Raw genomic sequence first — 26,695 nt, 5'->3', positions numbered from 1 at the left:
GGTCCGGGCCTCCGGACCGGCCAAAGCGCCGTTTTCCACGCGCGAAGCCAAAAAATTACCAGGACGCCATCATGTCTCGCCAGGACGCGAATGCTGCATTTGCCCTCTCTTCCTTTTTGCAGGGCACCAACGCCACCTACATCGACGACCTCTACGCCCGCTACGAACAGGACTCCGCCTCGGTCGATCCCGATTGGCAGGAATTCTTCAAGAGCCTGAAAGACACCCCGGCCGACGTCCGGAAGAACGCCGGCGGCGCTTCCTGGGGCCGCGACAACTGGCCATTGACGCCGCGCGACGAACTGACATCGGCGCTGGACGGCAACTGGGCGCAGGTCGAAAAGGCGGTTGGTGCCAAGCTGGCGGCCAAGGCGCAGGCCAAGGGCGCCGAAGTGGCGTCGGCCGACATCAACCAGGCGACGCGCGATTCGGTCCGCGCCCTGATGCTGATCCGCGCCTACCGGATGCGCGGTCATTTCCACGCCAAGCTTGATCCGCTCGGCATCGAGGCCCAGCGCGACCGCGAGGAGCTTGATCCGCGCACCTACGGTTTTGCCGAGGCCGATTTCGACCGCAAGATTTTCCTCGATCACGTGCTCAGTCTGGAATACGGCACGCTTCGCGAAATCGTCGCGATCTGCGAGCGCACCTACTGCCAGACACTCGGCGTCGAGTTCATGCACATCAGCAACGCGGCGCAGAAGGCCTGGATCCAGGAACGCATCGAAGGTCCGGACAAGGAAATCAGCTTCACGCCAGAAGGCCGGCGCGCGATTCTGAACAAGCTAATCGAAGCCGAAGGCTTTGAGAAATTCTGCGACATCAAATTTACCGGCACCAAGCGCTTCGGCCTCGACGGTGCCGAATCGCTGATCCCGGCGCTGGAGCAGATCATCAAGCGCGGCGGCAATCTCGGCGTAAAAGAGATCGTGCTCGGCATGCCGCATCGCGGCCGCCTCAACGTGCTGACCCAGGTGATGGGCAAGCCGCACCGCGCGCTGTTCCATGAATTCAAGGGCGGCTCCGCCAATCCCGACGCGGTCGAAGGCTCCGGCGACGTCAAATATCACCTCGGCGCCTCGTCCGACCGCGAGTTCGACAACAACAAGATCCATCTGTCGCTGACTGCCAACCCGTCGCATTTGGAAATCGTCGATCCGGTCGTGCTCGGCAAGGTGCGCGCCAAGCAGGACCAGCATGGCGATCCGCCGGACATGCGGATTTCGGTGCTGCCGGTGCTGATGCATGGCGACGCCGCCTTCGCCGGCCAGGGCGTGGTCGCCGAATGCTTCGGCCTGTCCGACCTGAAGGGCTACCGCACCGGCGGTTCGCTGCACTTCATTGTCAACAACCAGATCGGCTTCACCACCTATCCGCGCTACTCGCGCTCCTCGCCCTATCCGTCCGACGTGGCGAAGATGATCGATGCGCCGATCTTCCATGTGAACGGCGATGATCCGGAAGCCGTGGTGTTCGCGGCCAAGGTCGCGATCGAATTCCGGCAGAAATTCCACAAGCCCGTCGTGATCGACATGTTCTGCTACCGCAGGCATGGCCACAACGAAGGCGACGAGCCGATGTTCACCCAGCCGGTGATGTACAAGAAGATCGCAACGCATCCCGGCACGGTCGAGCTTTATTCCAAGCGGCTGATCGCTGACGGCGTCTTGACCGAGGGCGAGGTCGAAAAGGCCAAGGCCGACTGGCGTGCGCGGCTCGATGCCGAACTCGAGGCCGGCTCGGGCTACAAGCCCAACAAGGCCGATTGGCTCGACGGCAAATGGGCCGGCTTCAAGTCCGCCGATCAGGAAGAGGATGCGCGCCGCGGCGTTACCGGCGTCGATACGGCTATCCTGAAGGATATCGGCCGCAAGATCACCAAGGTGCCCGACGGCTTCCGCGTTCACCGCACCATTCAGCGCTTCCTGGAAAATCGAGCCAAGGCGATCGACAATGGCGTCGGCATCGACTGGGCCACCGGCGAGGCGCTGGCGTTCTGCACGCTGATGCAGGAAGGCCGGCACGTCCGCCTGTCGGGGCAGGACTCCGAGCGCGGCACCTTCTCGCAGCGCCATTCGGTGCTGATCGACCAGGAGGACGAGAGCCGTTACACGCCGTTCAATCACCTTGGCCCTGATCAGGGCCACTACGAGGTGATCAACTCGCTGCTTTCGGAAGAGGCGGTGCTCGGCTTCGAGTACGGCTATTCGCTGGCCGAGCCGAATGCGCTCGCGATGTGGGAAGCCCAATTCGGCGACTTCGCCAACGGGGCGCAGGTGCTGTTCGACCAGTTCATCTCCTCGGGCGAACGCAAATGGCTGCGCATGTCGGGTCTCGTCTGCCTGCTGCCGCATGGCTATGAAGGGCAGGGACCGGAGCACTCCTCGGCGCGGCTCGAACGCTTCCTGCAGATGTGCGCCGAAGACAACATGCAGGTGGTCTATCCCACCACGCCGGCGAATTACTTCCACGTGCTGCGGCGTCAGCTGCATCGCGAAATCCGCAAACCCCTGATCCTGATGACGCCGAAATCGCTGCTGCGCCACAAGCGGGCGGTGTCGCGGCTCGACGAACTCGGCAAGGACGCCACGTTCCACCGCATCCTCTACGATGACGCCCAGATGCTGCCGGACGAGAAGATCAAGCTGGTGGACGACGACAAGATCCGCCGCATCGTGCTGTGCTCGGGCAAGGTCTATTACGATCTCTACGAGGAGCGCGAGAAGCGCGGCATCGATGACATCTACCTGATGCGCGTCGAGCAGCTCTATCCGGTGCCGCTGAAGGCGCTGGTGCACGAACTCGCCCGCTTCAAGAATGCGGAAGTCGTCTGGTGCCAGGAAGAACCGCGCAACATGGGTGCGTGGCACTTCATCGAGCCCTATCTCGAATGGGTGCTGAACCAGATCCACGCGCCGAACAGGCGTCCGCGTTACGCCGGCCGCGCGGCGGCGGCGGCCACGGCCACCGGTTTGATGTCGAAGCATCTGGCGCAGCTCAAGGCGCTGCTGGATGACGCGCTGAACTGATCCGTCATGCCCCGCGAAGGCGGGGCATCCAGTACTCCGCGCCGTTCGTTTTAATCGCAATCGTCACGGAGTACTGGATTGTCCGCCCCTGAGCGCAATTGCGCACAAGGCGGGCGATGACAGTTTGAAATAGATGACTGCTTAAGGGTATTGAGGAAAAACAGACCATGACTGACATTCGCGTTCCGACGCTCGGCGAGTCCGTGACGGAGGCCACCATCGGCCGCTGGTTCAAGAAGGCCGGCGATGCCGTGGCGGTGGACGAGCCTTTGGTGGAGCTCGAGACCGACAAGGTCACCATCGAAGTCCCGGCGCCTTCAGCAGGCGTGCTGGGCGAGATCGCCGCCAAGGACGGCGAAACCGTCGCCGTCGGCGCGCTGCTCGGACAGATCAATGACGGCGCGGCAGGCGCCAAGCCCGCGGCCGCTCCCGCAAAGGCAGCAGCGCCGGGCGCTCCGCCGCCCGCCGCTGCCACAGCACCTGCTGCGGCGCCAAAGGCCGCACCCGCGGACACGCCGCTGGCGCCGTCGGTGCGCAAACTCTCCGTCGAGAGCGGCGTCGATGCCGCGACCGTGCCCGGCTCCGGCAAGGATGGCCGCGTCACCAAGGGCGACATGCTGGCTGCGATCGAGAAGGCGGCTTCGGCGCCGACCCCGGTCAATCAGCCCGCCGCGGCCGTGCAGGTGCGTGCACCGTCGCCCGCTGACGATGCCGCGCGCGAAGAGCGCGTGAAGATGACGCGGCTGCGCCAGACCATCGCGCGCCGCCTGAAGGACGTGCAGAACACCGCGGCGATGCTCACGACCTTCAACGAGGTCGACATGAGCCACATCATGGCGATGCGGACGCAGTACAAGGACGTGTTCGAGAAGAAGCACGGCACCAAGCTCGGCTTCATGGGCTTCTTCACCAAGGCCTGCGTGCAGGCGCTCAAGGATATTCCCGCCGTCAATGCCGAGATCGACGGCTCCGATCTGATCTACAAGAACTACTATCATGTCGGCGTCGCCGTCGGAACCGACAAGGGCCTAGTCGTCCCCGTGGTGCGCGACTGCGACCACAAGTCGATCTCCGACATCGAAAAGAGCATCGCCGATTTCGGCCGCCGCGCCCGCGACGGCCAGCTCAAGATCGACGAGATGCAGGGCGGTACCTTCACCATCACCAACGGCGGCATCTACGGTTCGCTGATGTCGACGCCGATCCTGAACGCGCCGCAGTCCGCCATTCTCGGCATGCACAAGATCCAGGAGCGGCCGATGGCGATCGGCGGCAAGATCGAGATTCGCCCGATGATGTATCTGGCGCTGTCCTACGATCACCGCGTCATCGACGGCAAGGAAGCGGTCACGTTCCTGGTCCGCGTCAAGGAGAGCTTGGAAGATCCGGCGCGCCTGGTGCTGGATTTGTGACGGACGTCTATGGATGGAAGTACATCAGACTAACGACAAGGGCGAAGCAGGATTCCCACTTATCGTCAGTGCGGAGCCGGTCATGTTTGGTGTTCTACATGTTGTGTTCGATGATGGGTACGAAGGCGTTCTAGATCTGCGCTCGGTTATGGATAGGGCCATCTGGCAGAACATTCGTACCAAGGAAGATTTCTTCAAGATCGAATTGGATCGGATCGGCGGTCAATTGTCCTGGCCTAAGGGTGGTGGCGCTACGGAGCTTCCTGCGGACGGCATTCGCGCAGCTTGCGAGCACCAGGAAAAGTTACTCAGATCGATACGTTGGTAGTTGGGGGCTGCGGATGGATAAAGTTGTTGTCATCACCGGCGGTAGCCGCGGCATCGGCCGTGCCACCGCGATTGCCGCGGCGGCGCGCGGTTTTCGGGTCGTCGTCGGTTACGCCAGTAACGAGGCGGCGGCGAACGAAGTCGTTGCCGAAATTGAGCGCAGGAACGGCAAGGCCGTCGCGGTGAAATGCGACGTTGCCGAGGAAAGCGACATCCTCGCGCTGTTCAAGGCGGCCGATCAGTTCGGTACGTTAGGGGCGCTCGTCAACAACGGCGGTATTGTCGGTCAGAGCGGCGTGCGCGTCGACGAGATGTCGGCCGAGCGCATCCAGCGCGTGATGGCGGTCAACGTTACTGGATCCATCCTGTGCGCGCGCGAGGCCGTGAAGCGCATGTCGACCAAGCATGGCGGCAAAGGCGGCGTTATCGTCAATCTTTCCTCGGTCGCGGCGAGACTCGGTGCGCCGAATACGTATGTCGATTACGCGGCCTCCAAGGGCGCGGTCGATTCGTTCACGGTCGGGCTCGGCCATGAGGTCGCCGGCGAGGGCATTCGCGTCGCCGCGATCCGGCCCGGGCTGATCGATACCGAAATTCATGCGGCCGGCGGCGAGCCCGATCGTGCTCATCGTCTTGCGCACATGGTGCCGATGAAGCGCGTCGGCACCGCGGAAGAAATCGCCAATGCCATCGTCTGGCTGATGTCGGATGACGCTTCGTACGTCACCAGCGCCATCCTCGATGTATCGGGCGGCCGGTAATACCCTGTCATAGAATTCAGTTACGGGACTTCAATCATGGCTTCTTACGATCTCGTCGTCATCGGCACCGGTCCGGGTGGATATGTCTGCGCGGTGCGCGCCGCGCAACTCGGCATGAAGGTCGCGGTGGTCGAGAAGAATGCGACGCTCGGGGGCACCTGCCTCAACGTCGGCTGCATGCCGTCGAAGGCGCTGCTGCATGCGTCCGAGATGTTCGAGGAAGCCGGGCACTCCTTTGCAAAAATGGGCGTCAGCATTTCCGCACCGAAGCTTGATCTGCCTTCGATGATGAATTTCAAGCAGCAGGGCATCGACGGCAACGTCAAGGGCGTCGAGTTCCTGATGAAGAAGAACAAGATCGACGTCATCAGCGGCACGGGCAAGGTTCTCGGTGCCGGCAAGGTCGAAGTGTCAGGCGGTGACGGCAAGGCGCAGGCGATCGAGACCAAAAACATCGTGATCGCCACCGGCTCCGACATCGCGCGGCTGAAGGGCATCGAGATCGACGAGAAGCGGATCGTGTCGTCGACCGGCGCGCTGTCGCTCGACAAGGTGCCCTCACACCTGCTGATCGTCGGCGCCGGCGTGATCGGGCTCGAACTCGGTTCGGTGTGGCACCGGTTAGGTGCGAAAGTCACCGTGGTGGAATTCCTCGACCGCATCCTGCCCGGCATGGACGGCGAAGTCGCAAAACAATTCCAGCGCATTCTCGAAAAGCAGGGCTTTGCGTTCAAGCTCGGCGCCAAGGTTACGGGTGTCGACACGTCGGGCAAGACGCTGTCGGCCAAAGTCGAGCCGGCGGCGGGCGGTGCAGCGGAGAGCATCGAAGCCGATGTGGTGCTGGTCTGCATCGGCCGCGTGCCTTACACCGACGGCCTTGGGCTGAAGGAGGCCGGTATTGCGCTCGACAATCGCGGCTGCGTCGAGATCGACGCGCATTTCTCGACCAACGTGAAGGGCGTCTATGCGATCGGCGACGTGGTGGCGGGTCCGATGCTTGCGCACAAAGCCGAGGACGAAGGCGTGGCATGTGCCGAGATCATCGCAGGGCAAGCCGGGCATGTGAATTACGACGTCATCCCGGGCGTTGTGTATACCACACCGGAAGTTTCGTCGGTCGGCAAGACCGAGGAAGAGCTGAAGCAGGCGGGCGTCGCTTACACGTCGGGCAAATTCCCCTTCACTGCCAACGGCCGCTCCAAGGTCAACCAGACCACGGACGGCTTTGTAAAGATTCTCGCCGATGCGAAGACCGATCGCGTGCTCGGCGTGCACATCATCGGCCGTGAAGCCGGCGAGATGATCCATGAAGCGGCCGTTCTGATGGAGTTTGGCGGTTCCGCCGAAGATCTGGCACGGACCTGCCACGCGCATCCGACCCGCTCGGAGGCCATCAAGGAAGCCGCGCTTGCGGTCGGCAAACGGGCCATCCATATGTGATCGATGCCCGGCACACGCCGGGTCGAGATTTTCAGATGATGCGCCGCCTACTTAAGCCGTTATGGATTCTGCTTGCGGTCATCTTCCTGATCGAAGCATGGCTGTGGGATCATCTCGAGCCGATCGTCGAGCGCATCGTCGCGTGGATTCCGTTCCGCGCGTTCAAGCGATGGCTGTCCGAGCGTGTCGATACGCTGTCGCCGGCGATGACGTTGATCGTGTTCGCCGCGCCGGTGATCCCGCTGTTTCCGCTCAAACTGGTCGGGCTGTGGCTGCTGGCGAATGAATATTGGATCAGCGCGATCGTCGTCATCGTTCTCGGAAAATTCATCGGCGTCGGCGTCACCGCCTTTATCTTCGAAGTGACGCGGCCGAAGCTGCTGCAGATGCAATGGTTCAAGACGGTCTATGAGTTCATCATGGCGTTGCGCGCCAGGGCGGCCGCACTGGTCGAGCCGGTTAAGCGCCGGATCGCGGAAATGCTGCGCGGCGACGGCAGCGGCTGGTCAGCCCGGACGCTGAGGCTGGTCCAGCGTTTTCGCAAGCGCGTGCACGAGGCGCGGTAAAGCCGGTGACCGAACTCACACCTCTCCCGATGGGAGGAGTGAAACAAGCTACATCAAATGCACGGCATGCGGCGCGAACAGGCCGATCAAGGTGAAGCCAATTCCGATCACCGCGAGCAGGGCGGAACCCCAGGCCAGCACGATCATGCCGGTGATGATGGTCGCCGATGCCAGCACGATGCCGATCTGGAACGCGGCCGAAGCGACTTCGTAGTGATGGTACTTGGCCATCGCCTCGTCGCGCAAATGTTCGGCATGCTTGGCGCGCTTCATGAGTTCTTCCGAGCCCTCGCCGGTTTCCGGCTCCGAGCGATAGCGCGCCGCAGTCTTGGTCCAGTCATCGATCTGCTTTTGCAGCGCCGCCTTTGCGGCCGGATCGCTGGTGACCCCGAGGCTCAGCTTGGCGTGCTCGGCGGTGGCCTGAACCGTGGTGCGGCGGATGCTCTTGGCCTGGAAGAATGCCCAGAGGTTCGACGCCTCGACATTCTTGCTGATCGATTCGGTCTGCGCGCCCTTGCCGAGGGTCTCCGACAGCGCAAGAAACAGCGCAATGACGGCGATCAGCAATGCGATTCTCTTGTTGGAGCTGGAAGCGTGCTCGGCGTGCTCCGCATGCTCCATGCTTTCATGTGCGCCCATGTTTCTCTCCTGCCAATGGTGATCAGACGATTGCCGAACAAATAAGGCGGGCGCAAGGGGGCAGGAGCGGGCAGTCCACGATGTGACGATAGTATGTCGGAGCGCGGCCGGCGTTCAGCCGCGCGGATGCGCCGTCTTGTAAACTTCCAACAGCCGCTCGCTGTCGATGCCGGTATAGATCTGCGTGGTCGAGAGCGAGGCGTGACCGAGCAATTCCTGGATCGCGCGCAGATCGCCGCCGCGCGACAGCAGGTGGGTAGCAAAGGAATGCCGCAGCGCATGCGGCGTCGCGCTGTCGGGTAGGCCGAGCGCGCCGCGCAGCCGCTCCATGGTCAGCTGGATGATTCGCGGGCTGAGCGGCCCGCCGCGTGCGCCGACGAAAATCGGTCCCTCCGGGTTAAGCTGATGCGGGCAGACGGCGGTGTAATCGGCGATCAGCGCCAGCACGTTTTGCAGCACGGGCACCATGCGGGTCTTGTTGCCCTTGCCGGTCACGATGATAACGTCACCTTCGCCGGGCCGCGGCACGTCGCGCTTTTTTAAGCCCAGCGCCTCGGAGATGCGCAGGCCCGAACCGTACAGCAGCGCCATCACGGCGGCATCGCGCGCCCAGATCCAGGGATCGCGATCCTCGCCGGCGCGTTCGTCGGCATCGGCAAAACGTTTGGCGGCCGCCATCTGGATCGGCTTCGGCAGGCTCTTGCCGATTTTCGGCGCACGGATCGCCGAGAGCGCGCCGACCTTGCCCTTGCCTTCGCGCTCCAGAAAACGTCCGAACGAGCGCAGCCCTGCCAGCGCCCGCATCAGCGAGCGGCCCCCGATGTCGTCGGCGCGGCGCATCGCCATGAAGGCCCTGATGTCGCTGGCTTCCAGCGCTGCAAACCCCTTGAGCGTAACTTTTCGGCCCCAGTGCTGGCTGAGAAAAATCAGGCATTGCCGGAGGTCGCGGGCGTAGGCCTCCAGCGTTTTGGGTGACAGCCGACGTTCGGCGCGGAGATGCGACAGCCACCGCGTCATCTCCAACGCCAGCGTCGCGTCGGCGCAATCGAGTTCGATCGGTTGGGGTGACGGAACAGGCTTGGTCATGGACTATGGGCGCCCTGATTCTCCTGATTATATCGCACCTCTTTCGTTTACCGTTCGCTAACTTGCCCCACCAGCGCAGGTGCCACTGGCCCTCGCGGCCGCGCGCCCTTAACTTGAGCCCTTCCGCCCCTTAAGCCTGATTCCCATGGACCATTCGACGCGCAGCAGCAGTTCCTCCGCCACATCGACGCGCGTCGTCGATGTGCTGGTGCCGGTTGCGCTCAATCAGGCCTATTCTTATCGCGTCCCGCGCGGCATGGAGCTGAAGCCCGGCGACGTCGTCTGCGTGCCGCTCGGGCCGCGCGAGGTGGTGGCCGTGGTGTGGGCGGAAAACGCCAATCCCGATCCGCGCCTGCATAACCGCTTAAAGGATGTCGGCGAAAAGCTCGACGTGCCGCCGCTGAAGCAGGAACTGCGCTCGCTCGTCGATTGGGTCGCCAATTACACGCTCTCCGCCCGCGGCATGGTGCTGCGCATGAGCTTGCGGATGGGCGAAAATCTCGGCCCCGAGCGGATGCGGCTCGGCGTGCGGCTGGTCGGTGAGCCGCCGCGGCGCCTGACGCCGGCGCGGCGGCGGGCTATTGACGTGCTGTCGGACGGCCTGCTGCACGGCAAGTCCGAAGCCGCGCGAGAAGCCGGTGTCAGTTCGGGCGTGATCGACGGGCTGGTCGATGAGGGCACGCTTCAAGTCGAGGCGATGCCGCCGCCGCTGGCGCCGCCGGCGCCCGATCCGTCGTTTGCCCAGCCTGAATTCTCCCGGCAGCAGCGCACCGCCGTCGATGCAATGCGGGCGCTGGCGGCGAGTGGCAGCTTTCACGTCGCGCTGCTTGATGGCGTCACCGGTTCGGGCAAGACCGAAGTCTATTTCGAGGCGATCGCCGAAATTATCCGCCGCGGCAAGCAGACGCTGATCCTGATGCCGGAGATCGCGCTGACCGGACAATTCCTCGACCGCTTCGCGCAGCGTTTTGGGGTGCGTCCTCTGGAATGGCATTCCGAACTGACGCCGCGCACCCGCGCCCGCAACTGGGCGGCGATCGCAGCCGGCGAAGCGCCGGTCGTGGTCGGCGCGCGCTCGGCATTGTTCCTGCCCTATGCCGATTTGGGCTTGATCATCGTCGATGAGGAGCACGACCAGGCCTACAAGCAGGATGATGGCGCGCACTATCACGCCCGCGACATGGCGGTGGTGCGCGCGCATGTCGCGAAAATCCCGATCATCCTGGCTTCCGCAACGCCATCGATCGAGACGGAAGTCAACGCGCGCAAGGGCCGCTATCAGCGCATAGCATTGCCGTCGCGCTTCGGCGGCCAGCACATGCCGCATATCGAGGCGATCGATTTGCGCCGCGAACCGCCGCCGCGCGGCCGCTTCGTGTCGCCGCGGCTTGCCGATTACATCGGGCAGGCGATCGAGAAGCGCGAGCAGGCGCTGTTGTTCCTCAATCGCCGCGGCTACGCGCCGCTGACGCTGTGCCGCGCCTGCGGGCATCGCTTCTCCTGCACGATCTGCGACGCCTGGCTGGTGGATCATCGCTTTCGCCAGCGGCTGGTCTGTCACCATTGCGGCTTCTCGATGCCGCGTCCGAATATCTGTCCGCATTGCGCGGCTGAGGAATCGCTGGCCGCCATCGGGCCCGGCGTCGAACGCCTGCAGGAGGAAGCGGCTCAACTATTTCCGAACGCGCGCACCATGGTGCTGTCGAGCGACCTGATCACCTCGATCGAAACCATGCGCAGCGAGCTGAACGAAATCGCCGAGGGCCGCGTTGATATCATCATCGGCACGCAGCTGGTGGCGAAGGGACATAATTTCCCGCGGCTCAATCTGGTCGGTGTCGTCGATGCGGATCTGGGCCTGAGCAATGGCGATCCGCGCGCCGCCGAGCGGACGTTTCAATTGCTCAACCAGGTGATCGGCCGTGCCGGGCGCGACCAGGGCCACGGCATCGGTTACCTGCAGACCCATCAGCCCGATCATCCCGTGATGAAGGCGCTGGTCGCAAGCGATCGCGAGGCGTTCTATGCCACTGAAATCGATCAGCGTGAACGATCGGGCTATCCGCCGTTCGGCCGGCTCGCCAGCCTGATCATTTCCGCCGGCGACCGGCCGACCGCCGAAGGTTTTGCGCGCAAGTTAGCCGCCATCGCGCCGATCGACGAGCGCATCCAGGTGCTGGGGCCTGCGGAAGCGCCGCTGGCAGTTATCAAGGGCCGCTATCGCTTCCGGCTATTGGTAAAGTCGCTGCGCAATGTCGATCTGTCGGACTATTTGCGCGAATGGCTTGCGGCGGGTCCGAAGACAAAAGGCAATCTCAAGCTCGAGGTCGACGTCGATCCGCAGAGCTTTTTGTAAAGGCCATCATTGGCCGGCGACAATCCGCATCAACCGTTCGACCACAGATTGGTCGTGTATCCCTGCTCGACAAAGGCATCGATTTTCGCCGCCTGATCCTCGGCGGCGCCGGCCCTCGCCGCGAAGACTTTTCCGAACGAGATGCGCTTGGGTTCCGGCCAATGCTCGGGTTGCCAGAGCTTTGACCGGAGCACCGCGCGGGCGCAGTGGAAATAGGAGCGTTCGATGTGGATCCGGATCGCCAGCAGCGCCGGACGGCCTTCCTTGCCAAGTGTCGCCAGCAGTTCGGCATCGTCAAAGATCTCGGCCCGCCCCGAGAGTCGCAGCGTCTCGCCGGTCCGGGGTCGCAGGAAAATCATCCCGATCCGGCCGGTCTCGATGATGTTCTGCAGGCCGAACGCAAGGTTGTTGCCCGCCCGTTCCGGGAGCAGAACCGTTGTTTCATTTTCGACGCGGACAAACCCGGGCTCGTCGCCCTTCGGGGATACTTCGATCGGCCCGTCGCGGCCGGCCGTGGCCATCAGCCCAAACGGGCACGTTTGCAAGAAGTCGATCGCCTGTTCGTCGAGACAGGGCGCTATTTTGGCCTTGGTGGTCGCCCGTGGTTCGGGAAGAACACTTCGCAGTTGTTCCACGGTTTTGATCTGGCTCATGATCGATCTCGTCAGTGCTGGTTCAAGGACTGCGGAACGCGCCCTGTTGCCCGCAGAACCTAGCACGATCCTCCTGCCACCGTGGTGGCCAGAGCCGCTCAGCGCCGTTCGGGCGGGGCGGCAAGTCGAGCGTGGTCAAATAAAAAGCCTGCCGTCATTTGCGACGGCAGGCCCTTATCGGTGCGCGAAAGTACTGCGCCCGTTACGCAACGCAACGCTTACCAGATTTGTTGAACCGGAAACGGCGTATGATCGGCGCTATTTAAGAGACGACCTCGGCGGTGATGCGACCGACGCCCTTGGCGCGGGTCAGTCCGACCGCGCTGGCAGCGCCGGTCGAAAGGTCGAGCACGCGCCCTTTAATGAACGGGCCGCGGTCGTTGATGGTGACGATGACGCTGCGGCCGCCATGGGTCACGCGGAGCTTGGTGCCGAACGGCAGGCTGCGATGGGCCGCGGTCATGGCGTTCTGGTTGAAGCGCTGGCCGGACGCGGTCTTGCTGCCGGATTCATTGCCGTAAAAGGAAGCCATGCCCGAGAAGCTGCGCCCGGAGCTTGAGCCGATCGACGCGTTGGCGTCCTGCCAGTTGCTCTTGGCCTTCTGGGCGTGGTGGGAATGATGGTGGTGATGGCGGTGGTGCCGGGATTTGGCCGAAGCTTCGGTAATGCTGCTACCGACCAGGAGAGTTGCGGCGATCAAAGCAAACGCCGTACGCGACCGGGTGACAGTTCCCGGCAGCAGGTTCTTGGAATTCAACATCAATATAATCCCTCAGACAGTATTGCCACATATGTGACAAGTGGAACCCCCGTTCCCATGTACGAGACTGCCGTTTGAGTAGGCATTGAGGCATGAATTGGGCAGTAATCTGTGTTTTTCTCCGGCTGACATATCTTGTTACCTAGATCAACTAAACAACGGGTATTTCTCAATACGCTGCTTTAACGATATTTTAACCATAACTATACTTACTATTACTGATGAATTAAGTGTTCGTTAGCGTTCACGAAGTTGCGACAAGTAAACGGCAGGGAACCGGATTCGGTCTGTGCAGACGGCTCATGGCGCCCATGCAAATACGGGCGGAACAATTTGGCGTAGTGCTGACGCACTCCGGCGCGGAGCGAAGGGTGGCAAGATCGTGACGGCTGATTTGCCGCGATCTGCGCGTGACACCCGCGGTTCGAAAGTCGGCTTGAAGGTCGGTTTGGAAAATTGAATTAGAGGCCAACTAAAATAGTCGTACGACAAGGCATCGCCCGCGCGCGCCGTCATGTTGCACCTGCGCGCTTGCTATGTTAGCAAAGCCGCGATTTTAACGATCCCGGCACCTCTCGTGTCGGTCGAAAATCGAAGTCCCGCTTGAATTCCAAGGGCTTGGATCGCTAGGCGCCGCTTTCGTGGCGACGGTTTTTCCCTTGCGAGTTTGACAGCAAAAAAGAGCGTCTCTGTGGCTGCTGAAGATCCGTCCGTTTCGGGAGTGTCAGGCCGTTATGCAACGGCCTTGTTCGAGTTGGCGCGCGACGAGAAATCGATCGACGCAGTAAAAGCCGATCTCGATAGATTCGAGGCTATGCTGGCCGACAGCGCTGATTTGAAGCGCCTGGTCCGCAGTCCGGTTTTCTCGGCAGATGCGCAGTCGAAGGCGCTCACCGCGATTCTCGACAAGGCCGGGATTTCGGGCACTTCTGCCAAATTCCTCAAGGTCCTGACCGCCAATCGCCGGCTGTTCGCCGTCGGTGACGTAATCCGCGCCTTCCGCGCGCTGGTGGCGAAGTTCAAGGGCGAAGCTACGGCAGACGTCACCGTCGCCGAATCGCTCAGCGACAAGAATCTCGACGCTCTCAAGACCGCACTGAAGTCAGTGACGGGCAAGGACGTCGCGCTCAACGTGAAAGTCGATCCCTCCATTATCGGCGGCCTGGTGGTCAAGCTCGGCAGCCGCATGGTGGATAGTTCGCTTCGCACCAAACTCAATTCGATCAAGCACGCGATGAAAGAGGCAGGCTGATGGACATCCGCGCCGCGGAAATTTCCGCGATCCTCAAGGACCAGATCAAGAATTTCGGCCAGGAGGCTGAAGTTACCGAAGTCGGACAGGTGTTGTCCGTCGGCGACGGCATTGCCCGCGTCTACGGCCTCGACAACGTCCAGGCCGGCGAGATGGTCGAATTCGAGAACGGCACCCGCGGCATGGCGCTGAACCTCGAAACCGACAACGTCGGTATCGTGATCTTCGGCGCCGACCGCGAGATCAAGGAAGGCCAGACCGTCAAGCGCACCCGCGCCATCGTCGACACGCCCGTCGGCAAGGGCCTGCTCGGCCGCGTCGTTGACGCACTCGGCAACCCGATCGACGGCAAGGGTCCGATCCAGTCCACCGAGCGCAAGCGCGTCGACGTCAAGGCGCCCGGCATCATTCCGCGCAAGTCGGTGAACGAGCCGATGGCGACCGGCCTCAAGGCGATCGACGCCCTGATCCCGGTCGGCCGTGGCCAGCGCGAGCTGATCATCGGCGACCGCCAGACCGGCAAGACCGCGATCGCGCTCGACACCATCCTGAACCAGAAGCCGCTCAACGCGCAGCCGGACGAGAACATCAAGCTGTATTGCGTCTATGTCGCGATCGGCCAGAAGCGCTCCACCGTCGCCCAGTTCGTGAAGGTGCTCGAAGAACAGGGCGCGCTGGAATATTCGATCGTGGTCGCCGCTACCGCGTCCGACCCGGCGCCGATGCAGTACATCGCGCCGTTCACCGGCTGCACCATGGGCGAATATTTCCGCGACAATGGCATGCACGCCGTCATCATCTATGACGACTTGTCCAAGCAGGCCGTCGCCTATCGCCAGATGTCGCTGCTGCTGCGCCGCCCGCCGGGCCGCGAAGCCTATCCCGGCGACGTGTTCTATCTGCATTCCCGCCTGCTCGAGCGCGCCGCCAAGCTGAACAAGGACCAGGGCTCGGGTTCGCTGACCGCGCTGCCGGTCATTGAGACCCAGGCCAACGACGTGTCGGCCTACATTCCGACCAACGTGATTTCGATTACCGACGGTCAGATCTTCCTGGAAACCGACCTGTTCTTCCAGGGCATCCGTCCGGCGGTCAACGTCGGTCTGTCGGTGTCGCGCGTCGGATCGTCGGCGCAGACCAAGGCGATGAAAAAGGTCGCCGGCAAGATCAAGGGTGAGCTGGCGCAGTACCGCGAAATGGCGGCGTTCGCGCAGTTCGGTTCCGACCTCGACGCCTCGACCCAGCGCCTCTTGAACCGCGGTTCGCGCCTGACCGAGCTCCTGAAGCAGCCGCAGTTCTCGCCGCTGAAGATGGAAGAGCAGGTTTGCGTGATCTGGGCCGGCACCAACGGCTATCTCGATGCGCTTCCGCTCAACAAGGTGCGTCCTTTCGAAGACGGCCTGCTGTCGCTGTTGCGCGGCAAGAACGTCGAAATCCTCAACAGCATCCGCGAAAGCCGCGATCTCAGCGACGAAACTGCGGGCAAGCTGAAGGCGGTTGTCGAAGGTTTCTCCAAGACGCTTGCTTGATGGGCCGTCATGGCCCGGCGCTAGCCGGGCCTGATGAAAAGAGGCTTGCGGTCGGATCCTAGAGGTCTGATCGCCGGGGTGAACTAAGAATGGCTTCACTGAAAGACATGCGGGTCCGCATCGCCTCGACCAAGGCGACGCAGAAGATCACCAAGGCCATGCAGATGGTCGCAGCCTCCAAGCTGCGCCGCGCGCAGACCGCCGCCGAAGCGGCGCGGCCCTACGCGGAAAAAATGGACGCGGTGATTTCGAACATCGCCACCGCAGCCGCGGGTTCGCCCGGCGCGCCGGCGCTGCTTGCCGGTACCGGTAACGATCAGGTTCACCTGCTGCTGGTTTGCACCGGCGAGCGCGGTCTGTCGGGCGCGTTCAATTCCTCGATCGTACGGCTGGCGCGCGAACGCGCGCTGTCGCTGATCGCCCAGGGCAAAGAGGTCAAGTTCTTCTGCGTCGGCCGCAAGGGCTACGAGCAGCTCCGCCGCCAGTTCGACAGGCAGATCGTCGAACATCTCGACCTGAAATCGGTGCGTCAGCTCGGCTTCATCAATGCCGAAGATATCGCCAGGAAGGTTCTGGCGCGTTTCGATGCCGGCGAATTCGACGTCTGCACGCTGTTCTATTCGCGCTTCAAATCCGTGATCTCCCAGATCCCGACCGCGCAGCAGATCATCCCGCTGGTGGTGGAAGCGCCGGCCGCAAATGCCGGCCCGTCGACGTCCTACGAATATGAGCCGGAAGAAGACGAGATCCTGACGCGCCTGTTGCCGCGCAATCTCGCGGTGCAGATTTTCCGCGCGCTGCTGGAAAACAACGCTTCGTTCTACGGCGCGCAGATGAGCGCGATGGACAACGCCACCCGCAACGCCGGCGACATGATCCGCAAGCAGACCCTTATCTACAACCGAACCCGTCAGGCCCAGATCACCAAGGAGCTGATCGAAATCATCTCCGGCGCCGAGGCACTCTAGCCATTCGCGCGACACCCTGACGGACTTCCTTAAGACAGAATTCGAAGGAGAGAGTTTTATGGCCGCAGCACCAGCAAACCAGACCGGACACATCACCCAGGTCATCGGCGCCGTCGTCGACGTGCAGTTCGAAGGGCATCTGCCCGCCATTCTGAACGCCATCGAAACCAAGAACGCCGGCAACCGCCTGGTGCTCGAGGTGGCGCAGCATCTCGGTGAATCCACGGTGCGTACCATCGCGATGGACACCACCGAGGGTCTGGTCCGCGGCCAGGAAGTCACCGACACCGGCGCGCCGATCCGCGTTCCTGTCGGCGCCGGCACACTGGGCCGCATCATGAACGTGATCGGAGAGCCGATCGATGAAGCCGGTCCGATGGTGTCCGAAGGCCTGCGCCCGATCCATGCGGAAGCGCCGAGCTATACCGACCAGTCCACCGAAGCTGAAATTCTCGTCACCGGCATCAAGGTCGTCGACCTCTTGGCGCCTTACGCCAAGGGCGGCAAGATCGGCCTGTTCGGCGGCGCCGGCGTCGGCAAGACCGTGCTGATTCAGGAACTGATCAACAACGTCGCGAAGGCGCACGGCGGTTACTCGGTGTTCGCCGGCGTCGGCGAGCGCACCCGCGAAGGCAACGACCTCTATCACGAGTTCATCGAATCCAAGGTCAACGCCGACCCGCACAATCCCGATCCGAACGTGAAGTCGAAATGCGCGCTGGTGTTCGGCCAGATGAACGAACCCCCGGGTGCCCGTGCCCGCGTCGGCCTCACCGGTCTGACGGTCGCCGAGCACTTCCGTGACCAGGGTCAGGACGTGCTGTTCTTCGTCGACAACATCTTCCGCTTCACCCAGGCAGGCTCCGAAGTGTCGGCGCTCTTGGGTCGTATTCCTTCGGCGGTGGGTTATCAGCCGACGCTCGCCACCGACATGGGCGCGCTGCAGGAGCGCATCACCACCACGCACAAGGGCTCGATCACCTCGGTGCAGGCGATCTACGTGCCGGCCGACGACTTGACCGACCCGGCGCCCGCGACCTCGTTCGCCCATTTGGACGCGACCACGGTGTTGAACCGCGCGATTTCGGAAAAGGGCATCTATCCCGCGGTGGATCCGCTCGACTCGACCTCGCGCATGCTGTCCCCGCTGGTCGTCGGTCAGGAGCACTACGAGACCGCGCGTATGGTTCAGCAGGTGTTGCAGCGCTACAAGTCGCTGCAGGACATCATCGCCATTCTCGGCATGGACGAACTCTCCGAAGAGGACAAGATCGCGGTTGCCCGCGCCCGCAAGATCGAGCGCTTCCTGTCGCAGCCGTTCCATGTCGCCGAAGTGTTCACCGGTTCGCCCGGCAAGTTCGTCGACCTCGCCGACACCATCAAGGGCTTCCGCGGCCTGTGCGAAGGCAAGTACGACCATCTGCCGGAAGCGGCGTTCTACATGGTCGGCAACATCGAAGAAGCCGTCGAGAAGGGCAAGAAGCTGGCGGCTGAAGCGGCTTAAGTTACTTCGTCATTGCCGGGCTTGACCCGGCAATCCATCGCCAAGAAAAATTCTCTTGATGGACCCGCGGGTGACAGCGGAAAGAACGGAAAGATCCATGGCCACCTTCCACTTCGATCTGGTTTCCCCCGAAAAACTCTCCTTCTCCGGCGAGGTCGATCAGGTTGACGTCCCCGGCGTGGAAGGCGATTTCGGCGTTCTGGCCGGCCATGCGCCGGTTGTGGCCGCGGTCCGTCCCGGCATCCTGACCATCACCTCCGGCGGCACGCATCAGAAGATGATCGTGCTCGGCGGTCTCGCCGAAATGTCGGAGAAGGGCCTCACCGTGCTCGCCGACGTTGCCACCTCGATTCAGGACATCGATCGGGCCCAGTTCGCCGAGACGATTGCCGAGATGGAAGCCAAGCTCGCCGAGAAGGAAGGCACCGAACTCGACCACGCCATCGAGCGGCTCGATCACTTCAAGAGCATCGAGCATCAGCTCAGCTCCACGGCGATGCATTAAGCCCCGGGGTCCCGCTCCGGGGCGCAATGAAGGCCCCTGATAGCATCAGCGCTCGTCACACCGTGACGGGCGCTGAACATTTTGCGGCAGTATTTCTTTCGCAAGCCGCCCGGGCTGTGCCGGGAACCGCTACAGTTGCGCCCGGGAACTTCTGACGGCATTCTCCCGTACCAGAACGTGGTTCGGGGTTGTTTTTATGAAGCGCAAGATCGCGGCGATTTTTGCAGCCGATATTGCCGGCTACCGCCGCCTGGTTGCCGAGGACGAAGAGGAAACGCTGCGGCGGCTCGCGTCCTATCGTGAAGTGACCGACGATTTCATCGCCAAAGGCGGCGGCCGCATTTTCAATACTGCGGGAGACGCGGTGCTTGCCGAATTCCCGAGCGCAGTGGAAGCGCCGTACGCTGCGCCATCGATATCCAGGAAAGCCTGCGCACCCGCAACATGGCGTATCCGCCGAGCCGGCAGATGTCGTTTCGCATCGGCATCACGATCGGCGATGTGGTCGAGCGCGACGGTGACCTGCTGGGCGAGGGCGTCAACATTGCCGCACGCCTCGAGGGCCTCGCCGAAGTCGGTGGCATCTGCGTCTCGCGCGCGGTGCACGAACAGGTCGCCAACAAATTGTCGGTGCAGTTCGCCGATATCGGCGCGCAGGACGTGAAGAACATCCCGACCCCGGTGCATGCCTTCATGGTGGCGATGCGCCGCGAAGACGGCTCCTACTCGACGCCGCAGGTCAAGAAGCCGATCAAGGCTTCGGATCACGGTGCGCCAAACTGGATGTGGCCGGTCGCGGTCACCCTGGTCAGTTTGGCTGCGATCGGCGTCGGCGGCTTTCTGTATTTCACCAAGCTGGAGAACATGGCGGCGAGGCAGGCGCCGCAAGTGGCGAGCAGCCATGTGAGCTCGGCGCCGGCGCCAGTGTCCGTGCCGCCGGTGGCTACGCCATCATCTCCATCGCCGCTTTCGCCGTCTAGTGAGACCCTCGCAATCGCTGCCGTGCCATTTGTCGGTGAGCGGATTCGCGCGGCGCTCGAAAAGGAGTACGTGCCGGGCACCGACTTCAAGGCGGTCGCGCTCAACTTCGGCGGATTCAACGCCTTCGTCACCGGGCAGGCGAGTGAAGAAGTGGCAAAAAGCATGGCGGTCGAGCAATGCCAGAAGCGCGCGGACAGCGCTTCGTCACCGCGAAAATGCGAACTCTATGCTGTCGGCAACAAAGTCGTTTATGCGCACGGCAAGCCGCCCCTGCCACCGCCGCCCTGGATCAAACACGACCAGACAACCGAACGGCCATTTTCCTCAAAGGAAATGCCGTTGACGCGTGATCCCGGCAAGGCGCGGATTGAAAATATCTATGTGCCGGCCCGTAAGACCAAGATACTGGCAGTCGGCCCCGGCGTCGGTCAATACGACATGGTCGTCGGTGTGGATACGGTAGAGGAGGCGGCGCGACGGAGTCTGGAATCGTGTGGCGCCATCGCCGGCGTTCCCTGCATGATTGTAGCGCTGAACGACACGTTCATCGTCCCAGTTCCGACAACGATGAGGGTGACCGGCTTCTTCAAGGCGGCCGATACTTCGCTGGTCGCACCTGAAGCGCGCGATGATGCCGCGCGCAAACTTGCCGATGCTGCAGGTGGATGGAGCGCGGTCGCCGTGGGCGCCGCCAGGCGGCCCGGTCTGGGATTGAAGCAAGCCAGTGAGCAGGCCGCAGTCAACGAAGCCCTCAGCGACTGTGCCAAGCGCGACAGCGATTGCCGTGTCGTCGCGGTCGGGCCGTTTACGGTGGGGCCCAACTAGCGGCGTCTATCAGCTCTGGCGCTTCATCTCGCGCAGCAAGGCCGGCAAGCCGGCCAGATCTTTCAGTATGAAATCGGCGAGCGCGGCATCGGGCCAGCGAACATGGTTGCGGCCCCAAGGGCCGCGTTCAAGTAAGGCGGTCTTCATGCCAAAATTCCGCGCCGGAATGACGTCGTTATCGAGACGGTCACCGACATAGAGCACTTCGGCTGGATCGAGGTCGGTCATCGCGAGCGTCTTGCTATAGAAATCGAGCGAAGGCTTGTCGACGCCGAGCTCCGCCGAGGTCGTGATCAATCTGGCCTCGAGGCCGAACGAATCGAGCGCCGCCTTGGCCGTGGGCGGTTGATTGCCGGCGATATCGACAAACCAGCCGTCATGCGTCAGTTCGGACAGGCACGGCCTCGCGTCGGCGTAGAGATCGCCTGCTTCGATCCTGAAATCCGTTCCGCTTCGCTTGCGCTCGGCGACAGCGGCACGGACGTCAAAACCCGGCCGCAGCCGCTCGAAGACCAGGCGGTAATTCTCGCCTTTGGCAATGATATCGTCGAGCACGGCCAGAAACTCGGCCCTGTCGACGCCCATGGTGTCGGCCCAGCCGTGCAGCAAGCGCGTTTCGTCGATCAGCGTCTCGCCAACGTCGAAAAATATGGCGCGGATCGGCATCGGCACTTTCTTAAGTAGGTGTGGCTGCAAATCGTGCGAACGCCGTGGCGACGGTCATGTACACCTCGCGCCGGAACGGCACCACGAGACCGGCAACACGGTCGAGCCGTTCCCAGCGCCATTGGTCGAATTCGGCCGGCTGCCCGTTGCGCGGCGTCAACGGGTCGATCTCGTCGTCACGCCCGGTGTAGCGCAGCGCGAACCATTTTTGCCGCTGGCCGCGGAATTTGGCGAGGCGATGCGAGGGGGGACCGTCATAGGGCGGGAACTCGTAAGTCATCCAGTCGGTTTCACCGAGATGCTCGGCGCTGACCGCCCCGGTCTCCTCCCAGAGTTCGCGCATCACCGCATCACGCGGATTCTCGTTAGCGTCGATGCCACCCTGCGGCATCTGCCATTCGAGGCCGGGGAGGATGATCTCGGGTCCATCGTCGCGGAAGCGCCGGCCGATCAGCACCTGACCGGCAGCGTTGAACAGAGCGATCCCGACATTGGGGCGGTACGGTTTTGTATCTGTCATTGATGCTTGATGTGTTAGGCGTCATTCCGGGTTCGCTCGCGCTCCGGAATGACGGGTACATTACTTGCCCGCGAGGCTGGAAAATTCCTGCACCACGCGTTCATAGACCGGCCGCTTGAACGGCACGATCAGGCTCGGAAGATTCTTCATCGGCTCCCAACGCCAACTGATGAATTCGGCCTTGTGGCCGCCGCCGGGGCTCGCGACATTGATCTCGCTATCCTTGCCGGTGAAGCGGACCGCAAACCATTTCTGGCGCTGCCCGCGGTACCGGCCCTTCCAGGTACGGCCGGCCACGGTGCGCGGAATGTCGTAGATCAGCCAGTCGGCGACCTCGCCGAGTTTCTCCACCGAGCGAACGCTGGTTTCCTCATAGAGCTCGCGCTTTGCCGCCGCCCAGGTATCCTCACCGGGATCGACGCCGCCTTGCGGCATCTGCCAGACGTGCGTTTCGTCGACATGCTCGATGCCTCCGGCGCGGCGACCGATGAAGACCAGCCCCGCCGCATTAATCAGCATCATGCCGACGCATGTCCGGTAAGGCAGGTCTTCGTAGCGCGCCATTCCGTCGATTTTCCTTGCAGGTTTCCTACACACACAATTCGAACGATCAGGCGGGCGGAATCCGGCAATGCCGGATTGGCGCCATCAGGTTGATCCCTATCCTGATTTTGATTTCAGCATCGCCGTTGTCAATGGCACAAGCAGGATGCCACGGGTCTCGAGCGTCTTGATCCAGGCGGCGAGCCGCTCGATCGAAATCGGCAGGGCCGAGGCGACGCCGACGGCCAAGCCGCGTTCCTTGGCCAGGGTTTCGAGCTTGAGCAGCGTCCGGTCGATCTCGGCCGAGGTCGGCACCGCGTCGATGGTGAAATCGGCCTTGGTGAAGGGCATCGCCTGACCCGCCGCCAGTGCGGGGGCGGCGCTGCGCGGGGTGGAGCCGTCATCGAGATAGCCGAGGCCGCGCTTGGCCGCCTCGCGGATGATCGGCTGCATCACGGCGTCCGTTGCCACAAAGCGCGCGCCCATGAAGTTGGCGATCCCCGCATAGCCCTGGATCCGGCTCATATGCCAATATAGCCGGTCGATATTCTGCTCGGGCGCCAGCGTCGTCAGCAGGGTCTGCGGGCCGGGATCGTTGTCGGGATAATCGAACGGTTCCATCGGGACCTGCAGCAGAATCTCGTGGCGTTGCGCCCGCGCGCGCTCGGCGAGTTTCGTCGGGTCCGCCCCATAGGGCGTAAACGCCAGCGTCACGGCGGGCGGCAACTTCATGATGGCATCAACCGTCTTGGCGGCGCCGACACCGAGGCCCCCGACGACGATGGCGACAACGGGCATCTTGGCGGCCTTGGCGCGGTCGGCGTCGGCGGCATAGACCGTAAATGGCTTCAGGCCGTCGGCAACCACCGGGATCATGCCGTAGCGCGACTTCTCCAGCAGGCGCGGATCGATGCCGGCCATCGCGGTTGCCGGCGCTGTCTCCGCATCGTTCTTGTTGCCGGCATCGCCGCCGATCACGACGTCCTGCCGCTTGCCGCTGGATCCGTCGATGATGGTGACGGTCTTGTTTTCGCCGGCCGCAGCCTGTTTGGGCGCGGATGTCGCAGCCTGCCCGGCGGGACCGGCCGCGGCCGCGGTGGCTTTCTCGTCAGTCACGGGCGTCTTGCGCATGGCGACGTGCGCGACCGGCTCGCCGCCAAACGGATTGTCCGCAAACAGGGCGATGGTGGCAAAGCCGACCAGGAACAGGCCAAGCAGCACGGCCAGCGCCTGCATCGCGGTGAACGGCAGCCGGAACCGGCGCTTCTTGCGCTTGGTGTCCTGTCCGAGCGGCGTGCTCAGCTCGTCGGCCGTTTCCGTCATGAACCTCCCCGAATCAACCACCGACGATACCACGATGGACCGGATTCGAGCGCTCGCGACCCGCTCAAAAGCGGTCCACCCCGAGATGCGGCGGGGATATAGCGTTTTCGAGCGAAGTGGGACCCGGTTCGCATAGCAATCAAGCTTGCACAGATTGCGTAGACTTATCTGCGGTAGAAAACACGTCAAAACAAGAATCTGGAACCGGCAACAAAAAGGGCGGCCCGAACGCCGCCCTTTTCACGGAAACTAGCGTGGTTCGATCAGTTCGCAGCCTTGGTGGCGGGCTTGTCGATCGCCGCCTTGTCGCCGGTCGCGGGCGCCGCGGTGGCGGTCGACTTGATGCCGTGCAGGAGGTCGGCCGCGGTCTTCAGGGCCTTGTCGTCCTTGGCATCCGGCGGCACGTAGGATTGCGAGCCGGTCTTCTCGTCGCCGTCGTTCTTCAGATGGCCGCGAAGCGAGGCTTCGCCCTTGGTGTCGGTCCGCGACTTCAACTCGTCAGGAACGTCCTGCAGTATTTCGATATCCGGAACGATGCCCTTGGCCTGGATCGATTTGCCGGACGGCGTGTAGTAACGCGCGGTGGTCAGCCGCAGTGCGCCGTTGCCGCTGCCGAGCGGGATGATGGTCTGGACCGAGCCCTTGCCGAACGAGCGGGTACCGATCAGCGTCGCGCGCTTGTGGTCCTGCAGCGCACCCGCCACGATTTCGGAAGCAGAGGCGGAGCCACCGTTGATCAGCACGATCACCGGCTTGCCCTTGGTCAGGTCGCCGACATGCGCGGCGCGGCGCTGGGTTTCCTCGGCATTGCGGCCGCGGGTCGAGACGATCTCGCCGCGCTCGAGGAAGGTGTCGGAAACCGTCACCGCTTCCTCCAGCAAGCCGCCGGGATTGTTGCGCATGTCGATGATGAAGCCCTTCAGCTTGTCGGCGCCGATCTGGTTCGTCAGATTGCCGATCTCGCGCTTGAGGCCCTCGGTGGTCTGTTCGTTGAAGGTCGTGATGCGGATATAGGCGATGTCGTCCTGTTCGACGCGGGCGCGCACCGAACGGACGCGGATATTGTCGCGTACCAGCGTGACTTCGATCGGATTGTCCTGGCCCTTGCGGATGATCTTGAGCCGGATCTTGGTGTTGACCGGCCCGCGCATCTTCTCGACAGCCTGGTTGAGGGTGAGACCCTGCACGGCTTCGTCGTCGAGATTGGTGATGATGTCGTTGGCCATGATGCCAGCCTTCGACGCCGGCGTGTCGTCGATTGGGGACACGACCTTGATCAGGCCGTCTTCCATCGTGACTTCGATGCCGAGGCCGCCGAACTCACCGCGGGTCTGCACCTGCATGTCGCGGAAGCTCTTGGCGTCCATGTAGCTGGAATGCGGATCGAGACCGGCCAGCATGCCCGAGATGGCGGACTCGACCAGCTTGGAATCGTCTGGCTTCTCGACGTAGTCGCTGCGCACCCGCTCGAATACATCGCCGAACAGATTGAGCTGGCGATAGGTGTCCGAGGTCGCCGCACGCGCGACCGATCCCATCAGCACAGAACGAGGCTGCGTCACGAAGAGCGTCAATGCTGCGCCGGTGGCGGCGCTGAGGAGAATTACTGAAGTCTTGCGCATCATCCGCGAACCTTTTCGCCTTCATTTGCGGCCCACCATGGGCCTGGATCGATTGGAGTGCCGTCCTTACGGAACTCAACATAGAGCACGGGCTGACTCGCGGTGGTGGCGAGAATCGATGCAACCTGGGATGTCGATCCCATGGTGGCGACCGGCTCCCCCGTAAGTACAAACTGGCCGATGTTAACCGAAATGCGCTCCATCCCGGCGATCAGGACATGATACCCGCCACCGGCATTAAGGATCAAGAGTTGTCCGTAGCTGCGGAACGGCCCGGCGTAAACAACCCAGCCGTCACACGGGGTTGTGACTTGGGCGCCGGCCCGGGTTGCCAAGGAAATGCCTTTTTCGGCGCCACCCGCGCCGTCGGAACCGCCAAAATCGCGAATCTTGCGGCCATTGACCGGCAGGGCGAACAATCCCTTGGCGGAGGCAAAGGCGATCGCCGGGCTGAGTCGGGCAGGATCCTTCAGCGCCCCCAGATTGGGCTTGCCGCCGGGGGTCACCGGGGCCCCCTTCAGGCTGGCGGTGGCGGCCGCCTTGGCGGCGCTTTTCAGGTCCTGCTCCAGTTTGGCGATCAGGCCCTGCAAACTGTCGACCTGTTTGGACAGCGTGATGGCGCGGGCGCCTTCCGCTTCCATGTCCTTTTCGATCGCGCTCTGCTTTCGCTGCCGCTCGTCGACCAGCGCCGCTAGCCGGACCTGATCGTCTTTCAACTTGTCACGATCGAGCGCCAGCGCATCGCGCTCGGTGGCGATGGTCTTGCGGAGCGCGACGAGTTCGCCGAGATCGTTGGCCAGTCTTTCCGCGCGACCGCGGAGTTCGGGCACGACAGATCCGAGCAGCATGGCGGTGCGGAGCGATTGCAGCGCGTCTTCCGGGCGGACCAGCAGCGCCGGCGGTGTGCGCCGTCCGGCACGCTGCAGCGCCGCCAGCACCTCGATGATTTCGGCACGGCGCGAGTCGAGGGAGCCGCGAATCTGCTGCTCACGGCTGTCGAGCGGACGCAGCCGCGCTTCGGCGTCGCCGATGCGCGTTTCCACGCCGCGCACCTGGGCGGCGATGTCGATCAGCTGCGCATTGAGCTTGCTGCGGTCCTGCCCGATCGATGCGATATCGGCTTTCAGCTTCTGCTGCAGCTCGGCGGCCTTCTTCTGCTGCTCTCGCGCAGCTTCCAGTTCCTGCTCGCGTTCCTTGATGGCTTCGGGGGAAGGCGCGGCGGCTTGTTGGGCAGGCAACTGTTGGGCCGGCGCTTGTTGGGATGGCGCCGGCTGTGCGGGCGCCGTCACCTGCGCGGCTGCCGGCGAAATCGAAAGACCCATCAGGCTTGCGGACAACAGCACAACGCAAAGCGGAACACGCGACGCCAACGAACCATCATGGCCGATGCCGTCAGGGCGTACTTGAATGTCCCGTGTTGTGTGCATC

22 protein-coding genes and 1 pseudogene are annotated in these 26,695 nt (G+C 62.9%); 13 read left to right on the top strand and 10 right to left on the bottom strand.

Features of this window, described 5'->3' with window-relative positions:
- The first annotated feature begins 71 nt into the window (after positions 1-71).
- The 6 genes from JQ558_RS28940 (at position 72) to JQ558_RS28915 (ending at position 7,535) form a co-directional block, all read left to right on the top strand.
- Entirely contained in the window at positions 72-3,029 is a 2,958-nt protein-coding gene (locus tag JQ558_RS28940; RefSeq protein ID WP_212204151.1) for a 2-oxoglutarate dehydrogenase E1 component, read from the top strand.
- A gap of 167 nt (positions 3,030-3,196) precedes the next feature.
- On the top strand, positions 3,197-4,441 hold the full coding sequence (gene odhB / locus JQ558_RS28935) for a 2-oxoglutarate dehydrogenase complex dihydrolipoyllysine-residue succinyltransferase (protein WP_212295915.1): 1,245 nt from the start codon (positions 3,197-3,199) through the stop codon (positions 4,439-4,441).
- A 13-nt stretch (positions 4,442-4,454) separates the two neighbouring features.
- Positions 4,455-4,769, top strand: coding sequence for a DUF2442 domain-containing protein (locus tag JQ558_RS28930; protein WP_212295914.1), 315 nt, complete (start codon positions 4,455-4,457; stop codon positions 4,767-4,769).
- Positions 4,770-4,782: 13 nt separating this feature from the next.
- Positions 4,783-5,529, top strand: coding sequence for an SDR family oxidoreductase (locus tag JQ558_RS28925; protein WP_212295913.1), 747 nt, complete (start codon positions 4,783-4,785; stop codon positions 5,527-5,529).
- 36 nt (positions 5,530-5,565) lie between these two features.
- Positions 5,566-6,969, top strand: coding sequence for a dihydrolipoyl dehydrogenase (lpdA, locus tag JQ558_RS28920; RefSeq protein WP_212204157.1), 1,404 nt, complete (start codon positions 5,566-5,568; stop codon positions 6,967-6,969).
- A gap of 35 nt (positions 6,970-7,004) precedes the next feature.
- Positions 7,005-7,535 carry a hypothetical protein gene (locus JQ558_RS28915; RefSeq protein ID WP_212295912.1) on the top strand — a complete coding sequence of 177 codons (531 nt, stop codon included), beginning with the start codon at positions 7,005-7,007 and terminating at the stop codon, positions 7,533-7,535.
- A gap of 48 nt (positions 7,536-7,583) precedes the next feature.
- Here the strand turns inward: JQ558_RS28915 and JQ558_RS28910 are convergent, their stop codons facing one another.
- On the bottom strand, positions 7,584-8,174 hold the full coding sequence (locus tag JQ558_RS28910; protein WP_212204161.1) for a DUF4337 domain-containing protein: 591 nt from the start codon (positions 8,172-8,174) through the stop codon (positions 7,584-7,586).
- Between the two features lie 114 nt (positions 8,175-8,288).
- The gene (locus tag JQ558_RS28905) at positions 8,289-9,260 is read right to left on the bottom strand and encodes a tyrosine recombinase XerC (RefSeq protein WP_212273350.1); all 972 of its coding nucleotides are present in this window, start codon (positions 9,258-9,260) and stop codon (positions 8,289-8,291) included.
- 145 nt (positions 9,261-9,405) lie between these two features.
- Between JQ558_RS28905 and JQ558_RS28900 the strand changes: the two genes are divergently transcribed.
- A complete protein-coding gene (locus JQ558_RS28900; RefSeq protein ID WP_212295911.1) occupies positions 9,406-11,616 on the top strand; it encodes a primosomal protein N' in 2,211 nt (736 codons plus the stop codon).
- A gap of 29 nt (positions 11,617-11,645) precedes the next feature.
- On the opposite strand, the gene JQ558_RS28895 is transcribed toward JQ558_RS28900, so the two are convergent.
- Both JQ558_RS28895 and JQ558_RS28890 read right to left on the bottom strand, forming a co-directional pair.
- Entirely contained in the window at positions 11,646-12,269 is a 624-nt protein-coding gene (locus JQ558_RS28895; RefSeq protein ID WP_212273348.1) for an MSMEG_1061 family FMN-dependent PPOX-type flavoprotein, read from the bottom strand.
- Between the two features lie 262 nt (positions 12,270-12,531).
- Complete coding sequence (locus tag JQ558_RS28890; RefSeq protein ID WP_212273347.1) at positions 12,532-13,029, bottom strand: septal ring lytic transglycosylase RlpA family protein; 498 nt, start codon at positions 13,027-13,029, stop codon at positions 12,532-12,534.
- A 691-nt stretch (positions 13,030-13,720) separates the two neighbouring features.
- Here JQ558_RS28890 and JQ558_RS28885 point away from each other — a divergent pair.
- The 6 genes and pseudogenes from JQ558_RS28885 (at position 13,721) to JQ558_RS28860 (ending at position 20,593) form a co-directional block, all read left to right on the top strand.
- Positions 13,721-14,281 carry a F0F1 ATP synthase subunit delta gene (locus tag JQ558_RS28885; protein WP_212204173.1) on the top strand — a complete coding sequence of 187 codons (561 nt, stop codon included), beginning with the start codon at positions 13,721-13,723 and terminating at the stop codon, positions 14,279-14,281.
- Complete coding sequence (gene atpA / locus JQ558_RS28880; RefSeq protein WP_212204174.1) at positions 14,281-15,810, top strand: F0F1 ATP synthase subunit alpha; 1,530 nt, start codon at positions 14,281-14,283, stop codon at positions 15,808-15,810. The genes JQ558_RS28885 and atpA overlap by 1 nt, the downstream gene beginning before the upstream one ends.
- A gap of 89 nt (positions 15,811-15,899) precedes the next feature.
- Positions 15,900-16,778 (top strand): F0F1 ATP synthase subunit gamma, encoded by an 879-nt coding sequence (locus JQ558_RS28875; protein WP_212204176.1) that lies wholly within the window; start codon positions 15,900-15,902, stop codon positions 16,776-16,778.
- 58 nt (positions 16,779-16,836) lie between these two features.
- The gene (gene atpD / locus JQ558_RS28870) at positions 16,837-18,282 is read left to right on the top strand and encodes a F0F1 ATP synthase subunit beta (RefSeq protein ID WP_212204177.1); all 1,446 of its coding nucleotides are present in this window, start codon (positions 16,837-16,839) and stop codon (positions 18,280-18,282) included.
- Positions 18,283-18,379: 97 nt separating this feature from the next.
- Entirely contained in the window at positions 18,380-18,787 is a 408-nt protein-coding gene (locus JQ558_RS28865; protein WP_212204178.1) for a F0F1 ATP synthase subunit epsilon, read from the top strand.
- Between the two features lie 196 nt (positions 18,788-18,983).
- Positions 18,984-20,593 (top strand): annotated as a pseudogene (locus JQ558_RS28860) (adenylate/guanylate cyclase domain-containing protein).
- Between the two features lie 9 nt (positions 20,594-20,602).
- On the opposite strand, the gene JQ558_RS28855 reads toward JQ558_RS28860, so the two are convergent.
- From JQ558_RS28855 to JQ558_RS28830, 6 genes are all read right to left on the bottom strand, one after another.
- Positions 20,603-21,259: an HAD family hydrolase gene (locus JQ558_RS28855; RefSeq protein ID WP_212295910.1), complete on the bottom strand. Its 657-nt coding sequence runs from the start codon at positions 21,257-21,259 to the stop codon at positions 20,603-20,605.
- A 10-nt stretch (positions 21,260-21,269) separates the two neighbouring features.
- Positions 21,270-21,779, bottom strand: a complete 510-nt coding sequence (locus JQ558_RS28850) for an RNA pyrophosphohydrolase (protein WP_212295909.1) — start codon at positions 21,777-21,779, stop codon at positions 21,270-21,272.
- A gap of 60 nt (positions 21,780-21,839) precedes the next feature.
- A complete protein-coding gene (locus JQ558_RS28845) occupies positions 21,840-22,343 on the bottom strand; it encodes an RNA pyrophosphohydrolase (protein WP_212204181.1) in 504 nt (167 codons plus the stop codon).
- A gap of 96 nt (positions 22,344-22,439) precedes the next feature.
- The gene (locus JQ558_RS28840; protein ID WP_212295908.1) at positions 22,440-23,645 is read right to left on the bottom strand and encodes a divergent polysaccharide deacetylase family protein; all 1,206 of its coding nucleotides are present in this window, start codon (positions 23,643-23,645) and stop codon (positions 22,440-22,442) included.
- A 263-nt stretch (positions 23,646-23,908) separates the two neighbouring features.
- Positions 23,909-25,270 (bottom strand): S41 family peptidase, encoded by a 1,362-nt coding sequence (locus JQ558_RS28835; protein ID WP_212204183.1) that lies wholly within the window; start codon positions 25,268-25,270, stop codon positions 23,909-23,911.
- Positions 25,267-26,589 carry a murein hydrolase activator EnvC gene (locus tag JQ558_RS28830; protein WP_212204942.1) on the bottom strand — a complete coding sequence of 441 codons (1,323 nt, stop codon included), beginning with the start codon at positions 26,587-26,589 and terminating at the stop codon, positions 25,267-25,269. Before JQ558_RS28830 ends, JQ558_RS28835 begins: the two co-directional genes overlap by 4 nt.
- Between the last annotated feature and the right edge of the window lie 106 nt (positions 26,590-26,695).

Origin of the sequence: Bradyrhizobium sp. AUGA SZCCT0160, assembly GCF_018130105.1 — a bacterium.
In the GTDB taxonomy this organism is placed as follows: domain Bacteria; phylum Pseudomonadota; class Alphaproteobacteria; order Rhizobiales; family Xanthobacteraceae; genus Bradyrhizobium.
The sequence above is the reverse complement of the archived record's forward strand: the minus strand, read 5'-3'. Positions and strand labels throughout refer to the sequence as shown.